18 protein-coding genes are annotated in these 21,344 nt (G+C 63.7%); 9 read left to right on the top strand and 9 right to left on the bottom strand.

Annotated features, from left to right (window positions below):
* Positions 1 to 15: 15 nt before the first annotated feature.
* Genes LIW51_RS27585 through LIW51_RS27575 form a run of 3 tightly spaced genes read right to left on the bottom strand, consistent with a single transcriptional unit; the run spans position 16 to position 4,177 of the window.
* A complete protein-coding gene (locus LIW51_RS27585; protein WP_227378641.1) occupies positions 16 to 2,130 on the bottom strand; it encodes an acetate--CoA ligase family protein in 2,115 nt (704 codons plus the stop codon).
* A complete protein-coding gene (locus tag LIW51_RS27580; protein ID WP_227378640.1) occupies positions 2,123 to 3,352 on the bottom strand; it encodes a CaiB/BaiF CoA transferase family protein in 1,230 nt (409 codons plus the stop codon). The genes LIW51_RS27585 and LIW51_RS27580 overlap by 8 nt, the downstream gene beginning before the upstream one ends.
* A gap of 42 nt (positions 3,353 to 3,394) precedes the next feature.
* On the bottom strand, positions 3,395 to 4,177 hold the full coding sequence (locus LIW51_RS27575; RefSeq protein ID WP_227378639.1) for an enoyl-CoA hydratase/isomerase family protein: 783 nt from the start codon (positions 4,175 to 4,177) through the stop codon (positions 3,395 to 3,397).
* A 258-nt stretch (positions 4,178 to 4,435) separates the two neighbouring features.
* Here LIW51_RS27575 and LIW51_RS27570 point away from each other — a divergent pair, with 258 nt between their 5' ends.
* The 3 genes from LIW51_RS27570 to LIW51_RS27560 all read left to right on the top strand — a co-directional run bounded on the left by LIW51_RS27570 (position 4,436) and on the right by LIW51_RS27560 (position 8,044).
* Positions 4,436 to 5,629: a CaiB/BaiF CoA transferase family protein gene (locus LIW51_RS27570; protein WP_227378638.1), complete on the top strand. Its 1,194-nt coding sequence runs from the start codon at positions 4,436 to 4,438 to the stop codon at positions 5,627 to 5,629.
* Positions 5,630 to 5,746: 117 nt separating this feature from the next.
* Positions 5,747 to 6,910 carry a mandelate racemase/muconate lactonizing enzyme family protein gene (locus LIW51_RS27565; protein ID WP_227378637.1) on the top strand — a complete coding sequence of 388 codons (1,164 nt, stop codon included), beginning with the start codon at positions 5,747 to 5,749 and terminating at the stop codon, positions 6,908 to 6,910.
* A gap of 72 nt (positions 6,911 to 6,982) precedes the next feature.
* Positions 6,983 to 8,044, top strand: coding sequence for an isocitrate/isopropylmalate dehydrogenase family protein (locus LIW51_RS27560; protein WP_227378636.1), 1,062 nt, complete (start codon positions 6,983 to 6,985; stop codon positions 8,042 to 8,044).
* Between the two features lie 12 nt (positions 8,045 to 8,056).
* Here LIW51_RS27560 and LIW51_RS27555 read toward each other — a convergent pair whose 3' ends face one another.
* The 4 genes from LIW51_RS27555 to LIW51_RS27540 are packed head-to-tail and all read right to left on the bottom strand — an operon-like array spanning position 8,057 to position 12,603.
* Positions 8,057 to 9,382, bottom strand: a complete 1,326-nt coding sequence (locus LIW51_RS27555; protein ID WP_227378635.1) for an MFS transporter — start codon at positions 9,380 to 9,382, stop codon at positions 8,057 to 8,059.
* A 20-nt stretch (positions 9,383 to 9,402) separates the two neighbouring features.
* On the bottom strand, positions 9,403 to 10,797 hold the full coding sequence (locus LIW51_RS27550) for an MmgE/PrpD family protein (protein ID WP_227378634.1): 1,395 nt from the start codon (positions 10,795 to 10,797) through the stop codon (positions 9,403 to 9,405).
* 38 nt (positions 10,798 to 10,835) lie between these two features.
* The gene (locus tag LIW51_RS27545) at positions 10,836 to 11,318 is read right to left on the bottom strand and encodes a hypothetical protein (protein WP_227378633.1); all 483 of its coding nucleotides are present in this window, start codon (positions 11,316 to 11,318) and stop codon (positions 10,836 to 10,838) included.
* A gap of 13 nt (positions 11,319 to 11,331) precedes the next feature.
* Positions 11,332 to 12,603: a CaiB/BaiF CoA transferase family protein gene (locus tag LIW51_RS27540; RefSeq protein ID WP_227378632.1), complete on the bottom strand. Its 1,272-nt coding sequence runs from the start codon at positions 12,601 to 12,603 to the stop codon at positions 11,332 to 11,334.
* Positions 12,604 to 12,718: 115 nt separating this feature from the next.
* Between LIW51_RS27540 and LIW51_RS27535 the strand changes: the two genes are divergently transcribed.
* The 4 genes from LIW51_RS27535 (at position 12,719) to LIW51_RS27520 (ending at position 16,099) form a co-directional block, all read left to right on the top strand.
* The gene (locus tag LIW51_RS27535; RefSeq protein ID WP_227378631.1) at positions 12,719 to 12,991 is read left to right on the top strand and encodes a hypothetical protein; all 273 of its coding nucleotides are present in this window, start codon (positions 12,719 to 12,721) and stop codon (positions 12,989 to 12,991) included.
* Between the two features lie 67 nt (positions 12,992 to 13,058).
* Positions 13,059 to 14,243 (top strand): ABC transporter ATP-binding protein, encoded by a 1,185-nt coding sequence (locus tag LIW51_RS27530; RefSeq protein WP_227378630.1) that lies wholly within the window; start codon positions 13,059 to 13,061, stop codon positions 14,241 to 14,243.
* Between the two features lie 3 nt (positions 14,244 to 14,246).
* Complete coding sequence (locus tag LIW51_RS27525; protein ID WP_227378629.1) at positions 14,247 to 15,191, top strand: carbohydrate ABC transporter permease; 945 nt, start codon at positions 14,247 to 14,249, stop codon at positions 15,189 to 15,191.
* Positions 15,191 to 16,099 (top strand): carbohydrate ABC transporter permease, encoded by a 909-nt coding sequence (locus LIW51_RS27520; RefSeq protein WP_227378628.1) that lies wholly within the window; start codon positions 15,191 to 15,193, stop codon positions 16,097 to 16,099. The genes LIW51_RS27525 and LIW51_RS27520 overlap by 1 nt, the downstream gene beginning before the upstream one ends.
* Positions 16,100 to 16,271: 172 nt before the next feature.
* Here LIW51_RS27520 and LIW51_RS27515 read toward each other — a convergent pair whose 3' ends face one another.
* Positions 16,272 to 16,604, bottom strand: a complete 333-nt coding sequence (locus LIW51_RS27515) for a hypothetical protein (protein ID WP_227378627.1) — start codon at positions 16,602 to 16,604, stop codon at positions 16,272 to 16,274.
* Between the two features lie 151 nt (positions 16,605 to 16,755).
* Between LIW51_RS27515 and LIW51_RS27510 the strand changes: the two genes are divergently transcribed.
* Together LIW51_RS27510 and LIW51_RS27505 are read left to right on the top strand one after the other, a co-directional pair.
* Positions 16,756 to 18,198 (top strand): ABC transporter substrate-binding protein, encoded by a 1,443-nt coding sequence (locus LIW51_RS27510; protein ID WP_227378626.1) that lies wholly within the window; start codon positions 16,756 to 16,758, stop codon positions 18,196 to 18,198.
* 273 nt (positions 18,199 to 18,471) lie between these two features.
* Positions 18,472 to 19,851 (top strand): ABC transporter substrate-binding protein, encoded by a 1,380-nt coding sequence (locus tag LIW51_RS27505; RefSeq protein ID WP_255767570.1) that lies wholly within the window; start codon positions 18,472 to 18,474, stop codon positions 19,849 to 19,851.
* A gap of 44 nt (positions 19,852 to 19,895) precedes the next feature.
* Here LIW51_RS27505 and tcuA read toward each other — a convergent pair whose 3' ends face one another.
* Positions 19,896 to 21,335: an FAD-dependent tricarballylate dehydrogenase TcuA gene (tcuA, locus tag LIW51_RS27500; protein ID WP_227378624.1), complete on the bottom strand. Its 1,440-nt coding sequence runs from the start codon at positions 21,333 to 21,335 to the stop codon at positions 19,896 to 19,898.
* Between the last annotated feature and the right edge of the window lie 9 nt (positions 21,336 to 21,344).

Here is a 21,344-nt window from a genome sequence, read left to right as displayed (position 1 = left end):
CTATAATTCCGAGGGTTACTTAGTCCTGAGCAAAGCGTCGACAACCGCGACCCCTTCCTCACGAACGAGAACCGGGTTGAGGTCGAGTTCGGCGAGCGACCGGAACTCGACCGACAGGTCGCCGACCCGGACGAGGAGGTCGGCCAGCGCGGCCGCGTCGACACCGGACACCCCGAAGAGCGCATCGAGGTGGGTGTCGGCGATCGCGTCCGTCGCTTCCTCCGCCGTGATGGGCGGAATCCGTAATGCGCGTTCGTGGAACTGCTCGACGAGCGTCCCGCCCGCCCCCACGGCCACGACCGGGCCGAACTCGGGGTCGGTGGAAACCCCCACGAGCGCTTCGACGCCGTCTTCGATCTGCGGTTGAACCAGTACGCCCTCGATTTCGGCGTCGGGGACTTCGTCTCGAACGTTCGCAAGTATCCGTTCATAGGCCTCGCGGGCGGCGGCCGCCGTGCGGACGTCGGTCTCCACCCCGCCGACCCGAGTGCGGTGGGGAACGTCTGCCGAATCGACCTTGAGCACGGTCGGGAATCCGAACTCCGACGCGACCGTCGCCGCCTCGTCCGGGCCGTCGACCAGCCGCGTCGGAACGGTTTCGACGCCGAACTCCGAAAGGAGGTCGTCCGCCTCGCGCCACGATAACGCCCGCCCCGACGGCGCCTCGATTCGTCGTCGGTCGCGCGCCGTTCGCCGGTCGCCCCGTGGCCGTCGGTTTGCAAGCCGGTTCCGGGTCGCGTCGAACTCCACCAGCGAGGCGAGGGCATCCATGCACCGACCGGGGTCGTAGAACAGCGGTACTTCCTCCCGAACTCGTTCGTAAGGTTGTGGGTCGTCGAGTTCGTCGGGCTCTTTGCGACCAGTCCAGAGGAAAAGCACCGGTTCGGTCGCGGCGTCGGCGACCGCGAGCAGGTCGTCGGCGATGTCGTCGGCGCGTTCGTCCACCGCCGAGAGACCGACTGCGAACACGTAGGCGTCGTACTCGTCATCGGCGAAAAGGACGTCGGCGATTTCGGGGAGGTGGTCCGCACCGTACCCCCTGATATCGACGGGGTTGTGGAGTTCGCCGAAGGTCAACAGCCCCTCCATGTCCAACAGCGCGCGCTCGGCGTCGCCCTCTAGCGGTGGCACCGCAAGCCCGCGTTTGCTCGCCATGTCCGCGAGGAGGCTCGCCAGGCCACCGCTCGTGGATGCGATGCATACCCGATTCGACGACGGCGGGTCGAACGCCGCGTGAGCACTCGCCCGCGCGAGCAGATCCGGGATATCCGGAACCCGTTGCACGCCGGCTTGGTCGAACGCGGCGGCCCCGGCTTGGTCGTTGCCGACCAGCGAACCTGTGTGCGACATGGCCGCGCTCTCGGCCGCCGTCGAACCGCCTATCTTGACCGCGAGCACCGGCGTTCCCTCCTGGACGGCGGCCTCGGCCACCTCCATGAATCGCCGGGGGTCGGCGAGTCCCTCCACGTACGCGCAGATGACGTCGACCGCCGGGTCAGCCGCCATGTACTCGACGTAGTCGGTCAGCGTTTGGTCGGCCTCGTTGCCGGTCGAGACGATGTGTGAGAACGCGAGGTTCTCGTCGGCGGCGCGCTCGAAGAAGGTGGTGAACGCCAGAGCTCCCGAGTGGCTGACTAGTCCGACGTTTCCCGGCGCGGGTTTCCGCGAACACGTGCTAGTCAGCACGGTTCCCTCGCGGGCGTTCGCCAGTCCGATGCAGTTGGGGCCGCAGACCCGGACGTCGTGTTCCGCGGCCGCGGCCGCCAGTTCATCCTGCAGTCTGGCACCCTCGTCGTCGGCCTCCGCGAACCCCGCCGTGATGACGAGCGCGGCCGGAACCCCTCGTCGCCCCGCCTCGGCGACTACTTCGACCGCGTGGTCGCGCGGCACGCTGACGACCACTAGGTCAACGACCTCCGGGACGTCCGCGATGGTGTCGTAACAGGTGCGTCCCCACGCCGTTTCGCGGCTCGGGTTGACGGGGTACACCATCCCGTCGTACCCGTAATCGAGCAGGTTATCCATCAACTGCGAGGAGTACCACGAATCGGGACTGGCCCCGACCACGGCCACCGAGTCGGGAACGAACAGCGGGTCGAGGTCGGGACGCTCCCGGTTCTCGTCACTCATCGTCCGAACTCCCTCCGAACGCGCCCCCCGCTCGCCACTCGTCCAGCCTGGTCTGCTCGTCGGCGATGTCCGCGAAGACCTCGTCGGTGTGCTCGCCCAGGCGCGGTGCCGGCCTTCGTATCTCGGTGTCGAAATCGGGGAAGTTGACGGGGTGGCCGGGCAATGTGACTTCCCCGCCGTCGGGGTCGTCGTGCGGCCGAACGAGCCCTCGCGCTCGGGCTTGGTCGTGGCCGACGACGTCCGCGACGTCGTTGAGCGGCCCGTTCGGGAATCCGTGTTCGGTCAACTCGGATAACCAGTGGTCGGTCGTGCGCTTCGAGAACTCCTCTTGAATCATCGAAACGACCGTCTCCTCGTTTTCGACGCGCTCGTCGTTGGTTTGGTACGCTCGGAGCTCCTCGCGGCCGACGACGTCCACGAAGTCGTCCCACCGGTCGTCGCTCGGGACGCCCGTGACGACGTGGCCGTCGGCCGTCTCGAACAGTTGGTACGGCACGAGTGACTGGTGCGAGGTTCCCTGCGGCCCGGGCACTTCCCCGGTCATCGAGTGGAACGTGAGGTACTCGTTCATGAGGCTGACGATGGTGTCGAACAGTCCGATGTCGAACTTGCCGACGAACTCCCCGTCGGCAGTTCCCCGAGTTCCGTCTCGCCGATCGCGCTCGTGCAACCGAGCCAGTATCGCAATCGTTGCGAACATCCCCGCGCCGAGGTCGCCGATGGCCTGTCCGACCTTGACCGGATGGCCGCCCTCGGGGCCGGTCACGCTCATGATTCCGCCCTCCGCTTGCAGGATGAGATCGAGCCCTTTCTTCTCCTTCGAGGGGCCGGTCTCCCCGTACCCCTTGATGCTGGCGTATATCACGCCCTCGTTCACCTCGCAAACGTCCTCGTACCCAATACCGAGCTTTTCGGTGACGCCATAGCCGAAGTTCTCGACGAAGACGTCCGCCTCGGCGAGCAGTTCGAGGGCGGCCTCTCGGCCGGCCTCCGTCTTCAGATCGAGCGTAACCGACTTCTTGTTCCGATTGTTGGCCATGAAGTAGCCCGACTTGCCCGCCGGCCCCGGCCCTTGGTCGCGCGCCGGGTCGCCGACCTCCGGGCGTTCGATTTTGACGATTTCGGCACCGAGGTCGGCTAGTAGCGCCCCGCAGAAGGGGCCGGCCCGATGGGCGGTCATCTCTACGACGGTTAGGTCTGACAGCGGTCCCTGTCCCGACATAACGTACCAACGCGCCTCCGAGCACAAAAAGATTTACCGGGGCTACTTCTCGTTGAACTCGTCCACCAACTCGCGGCGCTCGTCGGTGGCGAACTGTTCCCACCAGAGGTCGGCCTCGTACTCCCTCGCCGTCTCGATGTCGGGGGCGGCGGCGGCGTAGTTGATGGCCTTCTTGGAGTTCTTGACCGCCGTGCGGCCGGTACCTTGGATACCGTCGACGATCTCTGCGACTTTCTCGTCTAAGTCCTCGGGCGGAACCGCGTGGTTCACCAGTCCGATTCGGTGAGCCTCCTCGGCGTCGATGAACCCTGCCGTGAGGACGAGTTCCTTCGCCTTGGCCTCGCCGACGAGTTGAACCGCGCGGTACGTCGACCCGCCGGTCGGAATCTGACCGATGTTGCAGGTGGGGACGCCGAACTGCGAGCCCTCCGCGGCGACTCGCACATCGCAGTACATCGCGAGTATCAGACCGCCGCCCGCGCAGTACCCGTCAATCTTGGCGATGACGGGAGCGTGCAGGTCGAGCGGGGCGCGGTAGATGTCGTAGAACAGTTCTTGGCGATCCTTCTGGCGTGGGTCGTGCTCCTCGGCCGTCCCGGCGTACTGCTCGATGTCCGCGCCGGCCGAGAAGGCGTCGTCACCCTCCCCGGTGATGACGACCGCGTCCACGTCGCGGTCGAGTTGGAGTTCGTCAAACGCTCGCCGGAGGTCGAGCATCACCTCGGTGTTGAGAGCGTTGTACTTCTCGGGTCGGTGAAACTTGATGGTGGCGACGGCGTCGTCGACGTCGACCGTGATGCTCTCGTAGGCGCTGTAAGAGGCCATACACGAATCGGATACACAACCGATGAAGAAAGAGCTTTGGGTGACATTCACAGTCACCGACTCCGCAACCGTCATGAGTCGGCTTCGGCGCGTCGTCGGCACTCCCCGCCGCCAGTTTGGCATCCGAGGCCTTCCTCGAAGCCACCGTATTTATTTTAATCCCAAGAGATACCGTAGCTGTATGCGCAAATACACGCGAACCGGAGGACGACCGCCGAGCGGGGCGGAATCGACGTCGGTCGACTGGAGGGAGCGGTGATGACCGGGGCCGACCCCGCCGGGCGACCCTTGGACGGCGTCCGCGTGCTCGACTGCACCCAAATGCTCTCGGGACCGTTCGCCACCCAGTTGCTCGCCGACCTCGGTGCCGAAATCGTCAAAATCGAACGCCCCGAAGTCGGCGACATCACACGGGCGGTCGGCCCGACGGTGGGCGATTCGGACGTGTCGAGCTACTTCGCGTCGCTCAACCGCGGCAAGCGGAGCGTCGAACTCGACCTCTCGACGGCGTCCGGCGCCGCGGCGTTCGAGCGCCTCGCCGCGACCGCCGACGTGGTGGTCGAGAACTACCGGCCGGGCACGATGATGGAGTGGGGTTTGGAGTACGACGACCTGCGGACGGTCAACGAGGAGCTGATATACTGCTCGATTTCGGGTTTTCTGGAGGGTTCCAACCGCGATCTCGCGGCGTTCGACATGGTCGTCCAGGCGCTGAGCGGAAGCATGAGCGTGACGGGGGAGGCCGACGGCCCCCCGGCGCGTCCCGGGATTCCGATCGGCGATATCAGCGCAGGCATGTACGCCGCGCTCTGCGTCGTGACCGCGCTGTACGTCCACGACCGGCACGGCGGCCAGCGCATCGAGGTTCCGATGTTCGAGGGCCTCGTCTCGTGGCTGACCGAGCGGGCCGGTCGGACGCTCGCCACCGGCGACCCCTACCCGAGGATGGGAACCGCTCATCCCTCGCTCGCGCCGTACCGGGCGTTCGAAACCGACGACGGCTGGTTCGCGGTCGCGGTCGGGAGCGAGGGGACATGGGAGGCGTTCTGCGAGGCCATCGACCGGCCGGCGTTGGCCGACGACCCGCGTTACGAGACCAACACCGACCGGGTCGAACACCGCGAGGAGCTGACCGCGGCGTTGGAACCGTTGTTCGCCGAGCGTTCCGCCGACGAGTGGTTCGACCTGTTCCGCGACTGCGACGTCCCGGGTGCGCCGATTCGGGACACCGCCGAGGTGTTCGAGGACTCGCACCTCCGCGAGAGCGAGGTGACCAGCGACCTGTCGCTCGGCGGCGTCGACATGCCACTGGTTCAGTTCCCCGCTCGATTCTCCCACGTTGACACCGGAGCGACCCGCGAACCGCCGCGCCTGGGCGAGCACACCGACGACGTCCTCGACCGGGCGCTCGACGAGGACGCGCGTCGGTCGGTACGCGACGGCGGTTCCTGATTCACGACCGCGAGCGAACGCGTTCGCCCCCGGAATAGACGCCGACGAAGGAGTTTCGGTCGTCTCGGAGGAGGATCGCGTCGCCGTGCGGTTTGCTACCGTAGGGAAAGTTTCAGTATGGTCGACTCCGACGTGGCGTGCATGGAAGTCACCAGCGTCGACGCGATTCCGCTCCGCAGAGACCTCGAAGAACGATTCGCCAACGCCCAGAAGTGGATCGACAGCCGCGAATACTGTCTCGTTCGGCTCGAAGCCGACGACGGGCGGGTCGGATGGGGGGAGTGTTGGGGGCCGACTGCGGGCAACCGCGAACTCGTCGAGGAGTACGTCGCTCCGTTCCTCGCTGGCCGCGACCCCCGCGACGTCGAGCAAATACACGACGATTTGGTGTACGCACTGCGGTCGTCGTACCACTCCTACGTCCCCGCCAGCGTCGTCAGCGGCGTGGATATCGCGCTGTGGGATCTCTACGGGAAGACGGTCGGCGCTCCGGTATCGACGCTCATCGGCGGCCGGCGACGCGACCGAGTGCGGGCGTACGCGACGGGCCACTTCTGGGGCGACGTCGAGGACTTCGAGGAACTTCGCGCCGACGTGGTCGACGAGGCGGAGGGTCACGTCGCGGCCGGTTTCGACGCGCTGAAGAACAAGATCGGGCTCGCGCGCCACTTCGACTGGGACACCGAGAAGGACGTGGAACTCGTCCGAGCCATCCGGGAGGCGGTCGGCGACGACGTGCGGTTGATGACCGACGCCAACCACGCGTACGACGTCGCCGACGCCCGGCGGGTCGCCGAGGGCCTCGCGGATCTCGACGTCTACTTCTTCGAGGAACCGGTGCCGCCCCGGAACGTCGAAAATTACGCCGCGCTCAACGACGCGGTCGAGGTTCCGCTGGCGGGCGGTGAGTGCTGGGCGTTCCAGCACGAGTTCGACCGCGTTCTCGACGCCGGGGCGGTGGGATACGTCCAGCCCGACGTCACGAGCGCCGGCGGTATCACCTCGACGAGGCGGGTAGCGACGATGGCCGACGCGGCAAATGTCCAGTGTCTGCCCCACGTGTTCGGGAGCGCAGTCGCGCTCGCGGCCAGTCTCCAAGTACTCGCGACGATTCCTGGCGAGCCGATGCTGGAGTTCGACCGCACGCCGAACCCCATCCGCGAGGGTCTCGCCGTCGACCCCGTCACGAACGACGGCAACGAGGTACCGATTCCCGACGCCCCCGGTCTCGGTATCGAAATCGACCGGGACGTGCTGGCCGAGTTCCGGGTCGACGCGTAGCGGTGGCAACCGCCCGACCCCCCGCCCATTTCGACCGAGGTTTTTTTACGGCGTTTCTCCGATTGGTATCGTATGGCGTACGAGATAGCAACGATTCCCGGAGACGGTATCGGGCCGGAAGTCGTCGACGCGGCGCTTCCGCTGTTCGAAGACGCGGCCGACGCGGCGGGTTTCGAGTTCGAAACGATACGGTACGATTGGGGTAGCGAACGGTACGTGGAGGACGGTTCGATGATGCCCGACGACGGCCTCGATCGATTAGAAAAGTCCGACGCGATTCTGTTGGGAGCGGTCGGCCACCCCGAAGTACCCGACCACGTCACGCTTCACGGACTGCTGTTGCCCATCCGGAAAGGGTTCGACCAGGGTATCTGCAAGCGGCCCTCGGTTCTGTTCGACGGCATCGAGAGCCCGTTGCGCGGGTACGAAGGCGGCGACATCGACTTCGTCGTCTACCGCGAGAACACCGAGGGCGAGTACGCCGACGTCGGCGGACGCGAACACCTCGGGTTCGGCAACGACGTGGCGATTCAGAGCGGGGTGTTTACGCGCGAGGCGACCGAGCGAATCGTCCGCGCCGCGTTCGAGGCCGCGACCGAGCGCGAGGGAAAGCTAACCAGCATCACCAAGTCGAACGCGCAGGCCCACAGCATGGTGTTCTGGGACGACATCGTCGAGGAGGTCGGCGAGGAGTACGCCGACATCGAGGTCGAACGCCTGTTGGTCGACGCCGCGAGCATGGACTTCATCCGCCGCCCCGAGCAGTTCGATGTGGTGGTGGCGTCGAACCTGTTCGGCGACATCCTGACCGACATCGGCGCGATCGTCACCGGGAGCATGGGTCTCGCACCGTCGGCGAACGTTAACCCCGACGGGAACTATCCCTCGATGTTCGAACCGGTGCACGGGAGCGCGCCCGACATAGTCGGTCAAGGGGTTGCCAACCCCCTCGCCACCGTTCTCTCGGGTGCGATGCTCTTTGAACACCTCGGGGAACGGTCGACGGCCGACGACCTCTGGGACACGGTCGCCGCGCAGGTGGCCGACACGGACGCACCCCGGACGCCCGACCTCGGCGGGCAGGCGGCCACCGAGGACGTGATTGCCGACCTCCGCGACAGGCTGACCGGCTGAGCGGAAATCCGTTTAGTCCGTGGTCTGGTCGCTTTCGCCGTCAGCGTTGCTCCCCGGTTCGGCGGCGCTGGAGAGGCCGCCGTCGGTTCCGCTTTCGGCGTCCTCGGTCGAACCGACGGTCACCGAGGCGGGTGCGGTCGGCAGGAACAGGTAGAGCACCGAGGACATCGCGGTGACGCCCGCGAGCACCAGAAACGCCTCGTCGAACCAGCCTCGTTCGGCGAGGACGCCGACGAACAGCGACCCCGTCGCGCCGACCGCGAGATAGAACGTCCGAAACAACCCGTACCCCGCTCCTTGTATCTCGTCCGGCAACAGCGCCGCGACGTACCCATTGCCGACGGGGCCGATACCGAGTCGGGTTCCGAGCAGCGCGAGCAGCGCGGCGAGGGCCGCAGTTCCGCCGACGAACGGCAGCAGTCCGACCGTGACCACTCCGACGCCGGCGAGCGCAGCGAGGACGGTTCGCTCGCCGTACCGGTCGGCGGCGTTGCCGGCGAACCACTGGGAGACGGCCCCGCTCGTGTAGAACAGCCCGTAGAGCACCGAGGCGGTTCCCTGCGTCAGTCCCTTGGCGTCGATGAGGTAGGTCGGGAGGAAGGCGGTGATGCCTTGATAGGTGAACAGGATCAACGTCATCGCCACCCACGCCAGCACCACGCGACCGTCGGTCATGTCGCGGAGGAGCCGGACGGCGGTTCGTCGGGTGAACTGCTCGGCCGCACGGGATTTCCCGTCTGCCCGAGTCGGGACGTAGACCCACAGGCCGAACGCGACCAACACGAGCGGCGGAACGACGAACCCGAACCCCGCCCGCCAGTGGAACCACAGGGCCAGCGCCCCCGCGACGAGCGGCAGTCCCGCCGCGCCGAGGTTGCCGACGGCGAATGTGGCTCCGAGCGCCGTCCCGTCCCGGTCGGGGTAGATGCGCGACAGCACCGTCACCCGCGGCGGGGCGTAGAGGCCCGAGCCGAGACCGAACAGCACGCCGCCGAGGACGAACACCGGAAATGAGGGTGCGACGGTCAACGCGGCGGCCCCCGCGGCGGTGACGACCGTGCTCGCGGTCAGGGTCGTCCGCTCGCCGATTCGGTCGATCATCATTCCGGCGGGGAACTGGGTCACCGCGTACGCCCCCCAGAGTACCGAGACGAGCAATCCGGCGGTCGCGTTGTCGATGCCTAACGCCACTTTGACCTGCGGAAGAAGCGCCGGGAGGATGATGCGAGTGCCGAGCACCAACAGCCAGCCCGCGGCCACGACGACCAGGACGCGGCCTCGGCCATCTCCGCGGAGCGCATCCATCCCGCTCCGGATTCTCGCCGTGGTTCGGTTCACGATGCCTAGCGCCACCATGACTACCGTGGCCGCGACCGCTGCTCGCGGAGGGCGTCCGTCAGGTCGTCGACGGTGTGGTTCTCGAACTCGCGCGTGATTTCGACGAGCTCTCGCCGGGTGTCGCCACCGACGCCCGACGACCTCGCGAGCGTCTCAAACTTCTCGGCCACACCGTCCCACCCTAGCGGCTTCTCGGGTTCCCCGAGAGCGGTCTCGACGAACCGCTCGTGTGTTTCGTGCTCCGTCTCGACGACGATTCCCGCCGTCCACTGCTTCGGGAATCGAGACTGCACCGCGTCCGTCGACACCACCTCGGTCGCATCCATCAGTTCGCGGAGTTCGGGGTCGTCGAGGTGCGACTGGGCGTCGAGGAACGCCGCCAGTCCCGCGTCGCCGGTCGACAGCGCGAGGGCCGACCCGAAGGGCATGCTGAACTGGCAGTCCACGAAGTTCGACGGTCGCCGCTTGCGTTCGACGGGGTCGCCGGTCAGTCGCACGCCCGGTTCCGGGAGGTCGACGACCACCGACTCCACCGCGTTCGGGTCGACCTGCGCTCCGATCTCGGTGAGCGCGTCGAGCGCGGCGTGCATGTACCGGCAGCAGGGGTACGGTTTCAACGCAGTTTCCATCACGGCGTGGTCGCCGAGTCGGTCGAACGCCTCGGGGTTGGGGGTGGCCGTGTATCCGGTCAGGAAGCCGTATTCGCCCTCGATGGCCGCATCCGCGCCCCGAAACCCGGCCGCGGCGAGCGAGGCGGCGGTGACCCCGCGGCGCGCGGCCAGTCCCGGGTGGAGGCGCTTGTTCCACGCGCCATTCGACAGGAACTGGAGCGACCCGGCGGCCTGACTGCCGCCGATTCCGAACGCCGCTTCGAACTCGGCGACCGAGAGCCCCGCCACCACGCCCGCGGCGGCGATGGCGCCGAACGTCCCGCAGGTTGCCGTTCCGTGAAACCCTCGATCGTAGTGGGCGTCCGGGTCGACGGCCCGGCCGAGAACGCAGGCGACGTCGAACCCCGCCGACACGCCGGCGAGGACTCGCTCGGCGGTCGCCCCGTCGCGTTCGGCGACCGCGAGCGCAGCCGGAATCACCGGCGCGCCGGGGTGAAGCGACGACTCGCGGTGGGTGTCGTCGAAGTCGAGGCTGTGGGCGAGCGCCCCGTTGACCGCGGCGGCGCGATTCGGTGAACGGCGCTCGCCCGTCGCGATTATCGTCGCTTCGCCGCCTTCGCGGCCGCCGCCCAGTCCCTCGAGAATGGACGGCGTGGATGCGGCGTGTTCGTGCGCGCCGAGCGTAACCCCGAGGAAATCGAGCACGTGGCGCTTGAGTTTCTCCCGCGTGTCGACGGGTAAGTCGGCGAATCTCGTCTCCGCGCAGTGCGACGCTAACCGGGAGGTCGCGTCTGTGGTTGACATACCAGATGCGATGTGATTAGAACGAATAAGCGTGGGGGTTAGTTTTCCTCGCCACGGATGACGTTCGTCGGTGTCTCAAGCGTGAAGTGATACTTGCCGAGACCGATGCACGCGAGCGCAACCGCGGTGAACGGGAGCGCTATGAACGTCAGCGACCCCGCGATGGCCGCGAGCATGACCCACATCCATCGGACTCGTTGGCGGGCCCAGTGGACGCCGACCGCCTGAAACGCCGTCACCGCGGTGAACTGTACGCCCGCGAGGACGATTTCGTACGGCTCGTAGCCGTAGAACCGTCCCTGCGAGACCGAGTACCAGAGGAACGCCGACCCGGCGAGCGTGATGAGCGTCGCAGTCAGCAGCGCCCCCGCTCCAAGGGCGACGACCCACTCCGGAACTCGCGCGAGGAGGCGAGTGTCCTCCTCCGGTACGTGTTGGTCGGAGCGATCCTCGACCGCGTCGACATTGGTCTCGTCGTCCGCGCCCGTCCGGTACCGATCCGACGCGTTCTCGTCGCTCATGGTGTCGATCGCGTCATTCGTCGGGAATCGCGTCGGCGTTCTTCAGCGTCTCGATGTCCTCGTCGGTGTACCCCATCTCTCGGAGAATCGGCACCGTGTCCTCCCCCAGAAGCGGCGGGCCGTCCCGGAAGCCCGACTCCGCGTTCGCGAAGTTGAGTGGGTGTTCGATGACCGGAATCTCTCCCGCCGCCGGGTGGTTCGCCGTCGACAGCACGTTTCGAGCCTCCACTTGCTCGTTGTGGAGCGCCTCGTCCACGCTGTAGACCGGCCCAACAGGCAGTCCCCATTCGTCCGCGAGCAGTTCGACCCACTCGTCCGTTCGCCGCTTTCGGAAGACGTCCGACAACACTGCCTCTAGTTCGTCCATGTTCTCGACCCGGTGGGCGTTGGTCTCGAATCGCGGATCGTCCGCCAGTTCCGGCCGGTCGATGGCCTCGCACAACTCCGTCCAGAGCTTCTGGTTCGCCGCCGCGACGCTGAGGTGTCCGTCCGCCGTCGGGAACACCTGATACGGTGCGAGCACGGGGTCTTTCGTCCCCATCCGCGTCGGCTCCTCGCCCGCGAACGCTTTCCCCGCCTGCTTGGTCAACCACGGAAGCGCGGCGTCCAGCATGCCGAGTTCGACCCGTTCGCCCTTCCCAGTCGACTTCCGGCGATACAGCGCCCCCACGATGCCGAACGCGGCCCACATGGCGGTGATGAGGTCGGTCTGGGGCAGACCCACTTTGACCGGGTCGCCCTCCTCCGATCCGGTGACGCTCATGATGCCGCTGGTCCCCTGCACGAGCAGGTCGTAGCCCGGTCGGTCGCTCCACGGTCCCGACTCGCCGAACGCCGAGATGGAGCAGTAGATGAGTTCGCCGTTGCGTTCGCGGAGATCCTCATACCCGACGCCGAGTCGGTCGGCGGTTCCAGGGCGGTAGTTCTCGATGAATACGTCTGACTCGCCGACCAGGTCGTAGAGCACCTCCAGTCCCTCGTCGCTCTTCAGATTCAGCTCGACGCTCTTTTTGTCGTAGTTCACCGTCCAGAAGTAGGGCGATTCGCCGCGGTCGGACGCGGTCTTCCCCGGGCCGTCGTATCCGTCCACGTCGACGAACGGCGGCCCCGAGTGACGGTTGTCGTCGCCGACCCCTGGCCGTTCGACTTTGATGACTTCCGCGCCCTGATTCGCAAGCATGAGCGAGCAGAACCCGCCGGTGACGAACGTCGAGAGGTCGAGAACCCGCACTCCGTCGAGGATCCCCGACTGAGCGGGGTCTCTGTCATCAGTTGACCGTGACATGTATGACGAAAGACCGACCGATGGGATAAGATTTTGCATCGGATATCTGATGATATCATATAATCTACTGCTTGTCATGCAAGCGTTTATAACTTTGTGGTATGTGTTAGCTTGTATGGGGCAGACTAACCAGGCCCACGACTCGGGCGGCGGCTCCAAATGGGTGACGAACCACCCGTTGGGAGCAGCGATCATCGCGTACGCCTTCCTGAGCATTCCTGTCTACTTCTGGCTTGAAGGGCCAGTCGGAACGGCAGGAACGGTCGACGGTTCGATCGCCATCGCCGGGCTCGTTCTGGGTTCCATCATGTTCGTACCGATAATCAAAGCAGTGCTCACCAATCGATTCGGCGCCAGCCGAGTTCGAGCAGGCCCGGAGTCGGAGTGAGTACCGATGAGAGGACTTTCGACAACGCATAGCACGATACCGACCAACGCACGAAAACCGCTCAACCATGGTTGACGCAAATCTCGCAAACGTTCGCAAGACGTTCAACGACGGACAGGTAATCGCTGTCGACGATATCGACCTCCACATCGAAGAAGGAGAACTACTCGTCCTCGTCGGGCCGTCAGGCTGCGGCAAGTCGACGACGCTTCGATGCATCGCCGGGCTAGAGGTGCCCGACTCGGGTACCATCACGTTCGGCGGACACGAAGTGACCGAACTGCCGCCGAAGGATCGCGCCATCTCGATGGTATTTCAGAACTACGCTCTGTACCCGTCGATGACGGTGTACGAGAACATGGCGTTCGGGCTGAAGATGCGCGGCGCCGATAGGGGTTCCATCGACGAACAGGTTCGGTGGGCCGCCGACATCATGGAGATCGGTGACCTGCTCGATCGATACCCGAACCAGTTGTCCGGCGGACAGCAACAGCGCGTGGCGCTCGGACGCGCCATCGTCCGCGATCCCGCGCTGTTCCTCCTCGACGAACCGCTCAGCAACCTCGACGCCAAACTTCGAGCGGTGATGCGAACCGAGATTCAGGAATTGCAGCAAGAACTCGACGTGGCGACGGTGTTCGTCACGCACGACCAAGAGGAAGCAATGAGCATGGGCGACCGTATTGCGGTGATGAACGCCGGTCGGATCGAGCAGATCGCATCGCCCGAGGAGATCTACCACGACCCGAACAGCCTGTTCGTGGCCGACTTCATCGGGAGTCCGTCGATCAACTTCTTCGAGATGCGCTTCGACGGAAATTCGGTCGTCGGCGACGAGTTCGACATCCAGTTGCCGGAGGCGGTCGCCGAGGAACTCCGAAACGGGCTCCCCGGGGAGGACGTCATCCTCGGTATCCGGCCGAGCAACCTCAACATCACTGAACCCGGAACCGGCCTCATCGACATCGAAGTCGAAGTCGTCGAACCGATGGGCGACACCAAGATACTCTACTTCGACGTGGGCGACCGGCGGGTGAACGCGGTCGTCCAGTCGACCGAACAGGTGACGGACGGTGACACGGTCGGTCTCGAAGTCGAATGGCCGAACGTCCACTTCTTCAGCCCGGCCGGGCCGAAAGTCGTCAAATGGATGCACGCGACCGAGGGAACGGTTCCCGGCACGTCGAGTCCGACCGATGACGGGGTTCGAACCGACGGCTCCGCGACGAGCGTGCGCGAGGAGGAGGGGTGATCCATGTCGACGGTTTCGGACGAAATCGCCCAGCGTGATCGATCCTTTACCGACCGACTGCTCGAGGAGTACGGCGGACTGCAGGGCATTCTATTCCTGTTGCCGACGCTCGTGCTGTTGACCGTCATCGTCTTTTATCCGATGGTGGTCAACGGACTCCTGTTGAGCTTTAAACAGTTCACGCTCGACCCGAACACCGCCGATCCGTGGGTTGGTCTGGAGAACTACGAGTACTGGCTGTTCGGTGCGGGACAGAGTCTGTTCCTGTTTAGCATCAAGATGACGCTACTCTACGAACTCGTCGTGGTTCCGTTTGACCTCGTGGTCGCGCTCGCGGCCGCGCTCGTGATGAACGAGAGCCTCCCCGCCCGCCCGTTCTGGCGGGGACTGATGCTCGCGGGGTACGCCAGTCCGGCGATCGCTGCCGGCCTGACGTTCGCTATCATGGAGCAGGCTGCCACTTACGGGCTAGTTTACAACGCGCTCAACATATTCTTCGACGTCCCCGCGTCCGGCGGGATCACCTCGAACACACCGTGGGCGTTCTGGGGCGTCGTTCTCGCGAAGGTGTGGCGCGACTTCGGGTTCATGTACGTCGTGTTTCTTGCGGGCGTCCAATCGATACCAAAGGAGTTGTACGAAATCGCGAAAGTCGACGGGGCGGGCCCAATGCAGCGGTTCCGTTTCATCACACTCCCCCACCTCCGCACCATCATCGTCACGGTCGTGATGATTCGGACGGTGTTCACCATCGGGAAGGTGGCGATACCGTGGGCCGTCACGCAGGGCGGTCCGGTCAACTACACGACGTTCCTGGGTGTCGCCATCTTCAAATCGGCGTTCGTCGACTGGAGCATGGGCGAGGCCGCGGCGCTGGGGATGCTATTCGCGGTCGGCATCATCCCACTCATCCTCATCTGGGTGCGCACTGAAACGGGGGACTACTAATGAGCACTGATACCGACAAACGATTCGAATTCGAAACGGAGCGGTCGAGACTATCGTGGGAGACACACTACAAGCCAGTACTGAAGTACCTCTCGCTGGCGGTGCTGATGGTGTGGATGCTATTGCCGGTGTACTACACCTTCGCGAACTCACTGAAAACGCCCGAGATGATCTTCACGACCCCATTGGGTATTCCGTTCGTCACATTCGACCCGGTTTCCTGGAGCGGTCGAAACGCGTGGCGGACGATGTGGAGTGCGTTCCCGTTCGTGGAGTACACGCTAGCGACGTTCATCGTCAGCGTCGGAACCGCCGGACTGGCGACGGTCGCCGCGGTGTTCGCCGCGTACTCGTTCGCGCGGCTCGATTACCCGTTCAAGAACTCCCTGTTCGTGTTGAGCGTTGCCGGGTTCATGTTCCCGATCGTCCTGCTGGCGATTCCCATCTTCGTCCTGATGCAGCAAATGGGTCTGTTGAACACCTACATTGGGATGATACTGGCGTTCACGGCGTTCACGCTGCCGTACAACATCTGGCTCCTCAGAGGGTTCTTTGAGGAACTTCCGGACAACTTGGAGGAGTCTGCCCGGGTAGACGGTTGCACGCAGATCGGCGCGTTCTTCAGGGTCATCTTACCGCTGTCGCGGCCAGCGCTCGCGTCGGTGTTCCTGCTGGCGTTCCTGCTGGCGTGGCACAACTACTTGATGGCGTTCATCATCGGTCAGGATCCACTGCACACTACGCTCGCACCGGCGCTTCTCGAACTGAAGGGGACGTTCTTCGTCCGCAACTTCCACTTCATCATGGCCGGGACGTTCCTCTCAATGATTGTTCCCATCACCATGTACATGTACCTGCAGAAGTACCTAGTCGAAGGGCTCTCGTCAGGTGGCGGCGTCAAGGGGTAGACTCGATTCGCCGACCTGCGCTTTTTTCTGATCCGTCCATAGTTGTCGAGTTCAACTCGCGGCCGACGACGGGCCGTAGTGCACGGGTACGTCGGTGATTGTTCACGTAGTCACAATTAGTGGAGCGACGGAGCACCCCCGAAAAACGGATCGTTGGGCTGCCCGCGAGACGCTACTTCTTGGAGGAATCGCCTACATCGACCGTCCACTCCTGTGTTTGGTCGACTTTTTCGGTCTGCCACTCCTCGACTTTACTGCCTAGGACGGAGACCACGTACCCCAGTCCGAGTATGATGATCGATAGAATGAACAGCCCGCTGTTCGCGTTCGGTTCGTTGGCGAGCGCGAACTGGGGAATGATGATCTGACCGGTGTGTTGCCAATCGAAATATAACCCGACCAGAAACAGAATCCCGGCGACTCCGTACAGAATGTTGGCCGCTAAACCGAGGTAATCAGAAACGCCTTTTCTGCCGACATCTGACCGTACGGTCTGCCCTGACATACCATGACATACAGGTAAATCCCCTATAAACGTTGCGTCGTCGCACTCCGAGTGGTGGTCGTCGTCCTATCGAGATGGAGCGATAACCGGAAAATATTGCAAAAGTTTATGATAGATGCTCCCGACGATGATGTTGGTGGGGAGTTACCAAATGACACAGAAGCAAGACGCTGCCGATACGGCAGCGAACAGTAGTACAATCGATAGACGAAACTTCCTGAAAGCCGCCGGAGCCGGCGTAACGGCGACCGGACTCACCGGTTACGTGGGATTCCAGGGTAACCCGACGCTCGACGTCTGGTTGTCCTACTACACCGAGGGGAAGACGAAAAGACAGTACACGGATAATTTGATCAGGCAGTACCAGAACCAAACCGGCACGCAGATCAACGTCACTGGGGTCCCATATACTAGCGTGGTGACAGAATTCCAATCGGCGCGCGCCGCCGGAAACGTCCCCCACCTCGTCGAGGTGATGACGCGACCCGGCATCCTCGCGGGTGGCGCAGGGATGGTTGTCAACGACCTCTGGCAGAGTTCCACGCTGGCCGACAAAGCTTCTGACAAGGTCATGCAGGGCCATCGTGTCTGGGGTGCCCAATCGACCGGGAAGAAGGGTAATCTTGTGACGTTCCCGCTCGGCTTCCGGCCGTACTTCACTGCGTGGCGAACCGACTGGCTCAACCAAGCCAACATCGACCCGAGCGAGGTCAACCACGAGGCCGGTAGCCTTCACTGGCGCAACGACATGCCGGGGATATACGATAGACTCAAGCAGACCCAGATGGGTCAGCGGCAAGGCTCCTTCCCGGACACGACCGGGATGAAACAGAGTGACGAGGAGTACCTGTCGCTGTACATCCCCCAACACGGCGGGTCGCTGTCCGGCGTCGTCAACGTCGCTGCCACGGAGGCTACTATCGACTCACAGCCGGCCCGCGACGCCATTAAGATGCAGTTCGAGTACATCAACAGGGGCTACTTCCATCAGAACTCGATCAATCACGGCGACGAGGAGTCGACGACCCTACACTGGTCGGGGCAGACCGCTTGCAACCACATCCAGGATTCGACCGACCTCTGGGGCGACTATCTCGAAGAACAAGGTCAAGCGATGCGAAACGGCCAGTACACGTGGGGGCTGCCGATGAACGCCGGGACGAAGGCCGCGCTCGCTTGGCTGCCCGCGCTAGGTTTCATCGGAGATGCATTCACCAACCAGCAGCAGCAGGATGCGGCGGTCGACTTCATCGAATGGTGGGTCGGCGATACGACGCGTGCGGTTCAGAACGCGAAGAACCTTGGATTCGTGCCAGTATCGCCGAACCAGATTCAAAACGCGGATTTCTTCGCCCAGACCAATATGCATGAGCAGTTCTGGCGAGGTGCCTGCCTTAAGACGCTCCAGCAGTTCAAACCTGCAGTCATTCCAGCGGTGCCGGGGGCGGACGCTATCACCTACGATATTCCGCGCGGAATGCACCAGAGCATCGCTCAACAGCTCCAGCAGGGGACGGGGATGGATCAGGCCGTCAATCAGGCGACGTCGCAGGCGGCGACCGAGATCAACCGGCTCCTACAGCGGAACCAGTAGAACGTTCCGTCTTCATTTTATCGCGTGTCGGTCGATAGCCGCTGCATTATTGACCGCAGTCACCGCTTTCCCGTTTTCGATTCGAACGCAGGTGGTATCATTCGAAAACGTTCACTGGTTGTTAATTACTACGGAGACTAATTAGATATCTGTGGGGAAGATTTAAGATTTGCACGATTAAATGAGAGAGTGGGTTGTTAACTCGTGGCAAGAAGGAGTTATACCAACTTCGATTCGGGGCACCGCTCCGTCGATCGCCGCCGATTTTTAAAAATGGCGGGTGCAACAGCGACGGCGACCGGACTCGCCGGCTGTTCCGGCGGCGGAAATAATCAAGGAGGAACTGCTGGCGATACGGGCAAAACAACGCTCGACGTCTGGTTGTCCTACTACACCGAGGGTAAAACGAAAAAGCAGTACACCGACAAGATCGTCAAGCAGTACGAGAAGAAGAGCGGCATAACAATCAACATCACAGGTGTCCCATACACGGACGTCACTACGAAGTTCCAGGCGGCTCGTGCGAGCGGGGATGTTCCGCACTTAGTAGAAGTGATGACGAGGCCCGGTATCCTGGCTGGCGGTGCTGGGATGGTCGTCAACGACCTCTGGAAGAGTTCATCACTGGCCGACAAAACGGCTGACAATATAATGAGCGGCCACAAAGTCTGGGGTGCCCAATCGACAGGAAAGAAGGGCAACCTCGTGACGTTCCCGCTCGGCTTCCGTCCGTACTTCACCGCGTGGCGAACTGACTGGCTCGAACAAGCCGGTATCGATCCGAGCAAAGTCAACCACAAGGCAGGAAGTCTCCACTGGTACGACGATATACCGGGGATCTACGATAAGCTCAAGCAGACGAAGATGGGCAAAAAGAAGGAAGCGTTCCCGGACACGACGGGGATGAAACAGAGCGACGAGGAGTACATGTCGCTGTACATTCCCCAACACGGCGGATCGTTGTCTGGAGTGGTTGACCTCAAAGGTAAAAAAGCCACGATCGATAGCAAGGAGGCTCGCAAGGCCATCAAGATGCAGAAGGACTACATCGACAAGGGCTACTTCCACCAGAACTCGATCAATCACGGCGACGAGGAGTCGACGACCCTGCACTGGTCGGGACAAACCGCGGTCAACCATCTTCAGGACTCGACCGACTTGTGGGGTGACTACCTCGAAGAACAGAAAAAGCCCATGAAGAACGGCGACTATACATGGGGCCTACCGATGAATGCTGGCACGAAGGCCGCGCTCGCGTGGCTCCCGTCGCTGGGCTTCATCGGCGATGCGTTCTCTAACCAGAAGGAAAAGGACGCTGCGGTGAAGTTCATCGAGTGGTGGATCGGCGATAGCAACCGGGCGGTGCAAAACGCGAAGAACCTTGGGTTCGTACCGGTGTCACCGGATCAAATCCAGAAAGAGGACTTCTTCGGGCAGTCGGAGATGCACACGGAGTTCTGGCGCGGCGCGTGTCTCAAGACGCTCAAGGATTTCGAACCAGCGGTGATTCCGGCAGTACCCGGTGCCGACGCCATAACCTACGAGATTCCTCGGAAGATGCATCAGAGCATCCTACAGCAGGGTATGAGCGTGGAAAAGGCGACTTCAATGGCCGCCAAGGAGATCAATCGACTGCTCCAGAAGAACCAGTAAGGGTAGGAAGGAATTCACTGAATCGAGTGCGAACGCGAAACGACTCAGTCGACGACGTACTTCGCGGCTTTTTCTCCAGCAATTCGACCGAACACAGCCGCGTTCGTCAGCCCCGTCCCGCCCGGATAGTTATCGTAGAACAGCCCGCCGACGCTGTTGCCGGCGGCGTACAGTCCCGGAATCACTCGGTCTCGGGTGTCGAACACCTCCGCGTCCGCGTTGGTCGCTACCCCGCCGAAGGCGAACGTGATACCACCGGTGACCGCGAAGGCGTAGAACGGCGGGTCGTCGATCGGAAGCGCCCAGTTCGACTTCGGCGGCGTCACGTCGGTGGCCGCGTTGCCGTCGAGCACTTGGGGGTCGAACGCGCCGGGGTCGCAGACGGCGTTGTACTCCTCGATGGTGGCCGCGGCGGCGTTGGGGCGCTCACAGCCCGACCGTTCGAGGACGTCGCGGAGGTCGTCGCCGACCACGGGGTCGGACGGGCCGGTCGCGTCGACCTCGTCGATGGTCTTCGAATCGACCAGGATGAAGGCCTCGTGATTCGGCTGCTCGAATATCTTCTGTCCGAACTTCGCGTAGGTGTGTGCGCGCGCGTCCTCGCCCTCGTCGACGAACCGTTCGCCCTCGTGGTTCACCAGCAAACCGTACTGGTAGCCGTCGATTCGGTTGGTTCCGCCCTCCACGTCCGGAGCGGCCGCGTCGATGAGCGCCATGTGGGCCCCGCCCCACTGTCCCACCGCCTTGGCTCCTGCGTCCAGCGCCATGTCGATAGCTTCTCCGGTGTTGTACCGGCTTCCGCGGACGGTCATCGCGTCGTAGTCCGGTCCGTAGTAGCGCGTGCGTTTCTCCGGGTTCGATTCGTAACCGCCGGCGGCGATTATCGCCGCCTCGCAGTCGAGTCGGACGAATCCCTCGTCGGTAACCGCGTCGACGGCCGTTACCCGTCGGTCGGCCGACTGTCGGAGCGCTCTGGCCTCCGCGTCGTAGTAGACGTCCGCGCCTGCATCGGTCGCCGCCTCGACCAGCGTGTCGACCATCTCCTCCCCGTCGAACCACGTCCGGGCGACGGTGTAACCGGAGTTGAGCGGGGTCATGTCCCAATCGACGCCGAGTTCGGTCAGCCACTCTATCGTCCCACCCGCGTTCTCGACCAGCGTCTCGGCGAGTTCCTCGTCGGCCCGACCGTTCGTCTGAGCCATGATGTCGTCGTAGAACTCCGACACTGTATAATCGGGGATATCGAACTCGTAGCCGTACTCCGAGAGGTCGGCGTCCGCCGACGGAACTCGGAACGACTCGGTGAAGCGGGTGTGGCCACCGCGTCGCTCGGCAGGTGACTTTTCCAACAGCGCGACGCTTCGGCCGACCTCCGAGGCCCGGATGCCGGCCGCCAATCCGGCCATCCCGCATCCGACCACGACCACGTCGTACTCCTCGCGTCGCTCCGGGACGTTCCGCTCGCTGCCATCTTTCACTGACATCGCCCGTAA

This window comes from Haladaptatus halobius, assembly GCF_020618475.1.
Taxonomy (GTDB): domain Archaea; phylum Halobacteriota; class Halobacteria; order Halobacteriales; family Haladaptataceae; genus Haladaptatus; species Haladaptatus halobius.
Note: the sequence above shows the minus strand (reverse complement) of the source record. Positions and strands in the feature narration are given on the sequence as shown.

Coding starts and splice junctions, on each gene's coding strand:
- LIW51_RS27585 (WP_227378641.1), bottom strand. CDS start 2,130: ATGAGTGACGAGAACCGGGAGCGTCCCGACCTCGACCCGCTGTTCGTT.
- LIW51_RS27580 (WP_227378640.1), bottom strand. CDS start 3,352: ATGTCGGGACAGGGACCGCTGTCAGACCTAACCGTCGTAGAGATGACC.
- LIW51_RS27575 (WP_227378639.1), bottom strand. CDS start 4,177: ATGGCCTCTTACAGCGCCTACGAGAGCATCACGGTCGACGTCGACGAC.
- LIW51_RS27570 (WP_227378638.1), top strand. CDS start 4,436: ATGACCGGGGCCGACCCCGCCGGGCGACCCTTGGACGGCGTCCGCGTG.
- LIW51_RS27565 (WP_227378637.1), top strand. CDS start 5,747: ATGGTCGACTCCGACGTGGCGTGCATGGAAGTCACCAGCGTCGACGCG.
- LIW51_RS27560 (WP_227378636.1), top strand. CDS start 6,983: ATGGCGTACGAGATAGCAACGATTCCCGGAGACGGTATCGGGCCGGAA.
- LIW51_RS27550 (WP_227378634.1), bottom strand. CDS start 10,797: ATGTCAACCACAGACGCGACCTCCCGGTTAGCGTCGCACTGCGCGGAG.
- LIW51_RS27545 (WP_227378633.1), bottom strand. CDS start 11,318: ATGAGCGACGAGAACGCGTCGGATCGGTACCGGACGGGCGCGGACGAC.
- LIW51_RS27540 (WP_227378632.1), bottom strand. CDS start 12,603: ATGTCACGGTCAACTGATGACAGAGACCCCGCTCAGTCGGGGATCCTC.
- LIW51_RS27535 (WP_227378631.1), top strand. CDS start 12,719: ATGGGGCAGACTAACCAGGCCCACGACTCGGGCGGCGGCTCCAAATGG.
- LIW51_RS27530 (WP_227378630.1), top strand. CDS start 13,059: ATGGTTGACGCAAATCTCGCAAACGTTCGCAAGACGTTCAACGACGGA.
- LIW51_RS27525 (WP_227378629.1), top strand. CDS start 14,247: ATGTCGACGGTTTCGGACGAAATCGCCCAGCGTGATCGATCCTTTACC.
- LIW51_RS27520 (WP_227378628.1), top strand. CDS start 15,191: ATGAGCACTGATACCGACAAACGATTCGAATTCGAAACGGAGCGGTCG.
- LIW51_RS27515 (WP_227378627.1), bottom strand. CDS start 16,604: ATGTCAGGGCAGACCGTACGGTCAGATGTCGGCAGAAAAGGCGTTTCT.
- LIW51_RS27510 (WP_227378626.1), top strand. CDS start 16,756: ATGACACAGAAGCAAGACGCTGCCGATACGGCAGCGAACAGTAGTACA.
- LIW51_RS27505 (WP_255767570.1), top strand. CDS start 18,472: ATGGCGGGTGCAACAGCGACGGCGACCGGACTCGCCGGCTGTTCCGGC.
- tcuA (WP_227378624.1), bottom strand. CDS start 21,335: ATGTCAGTGAAAGATGGCAGCGAGCGGAACGTCCCGGAGCGACGCGAG.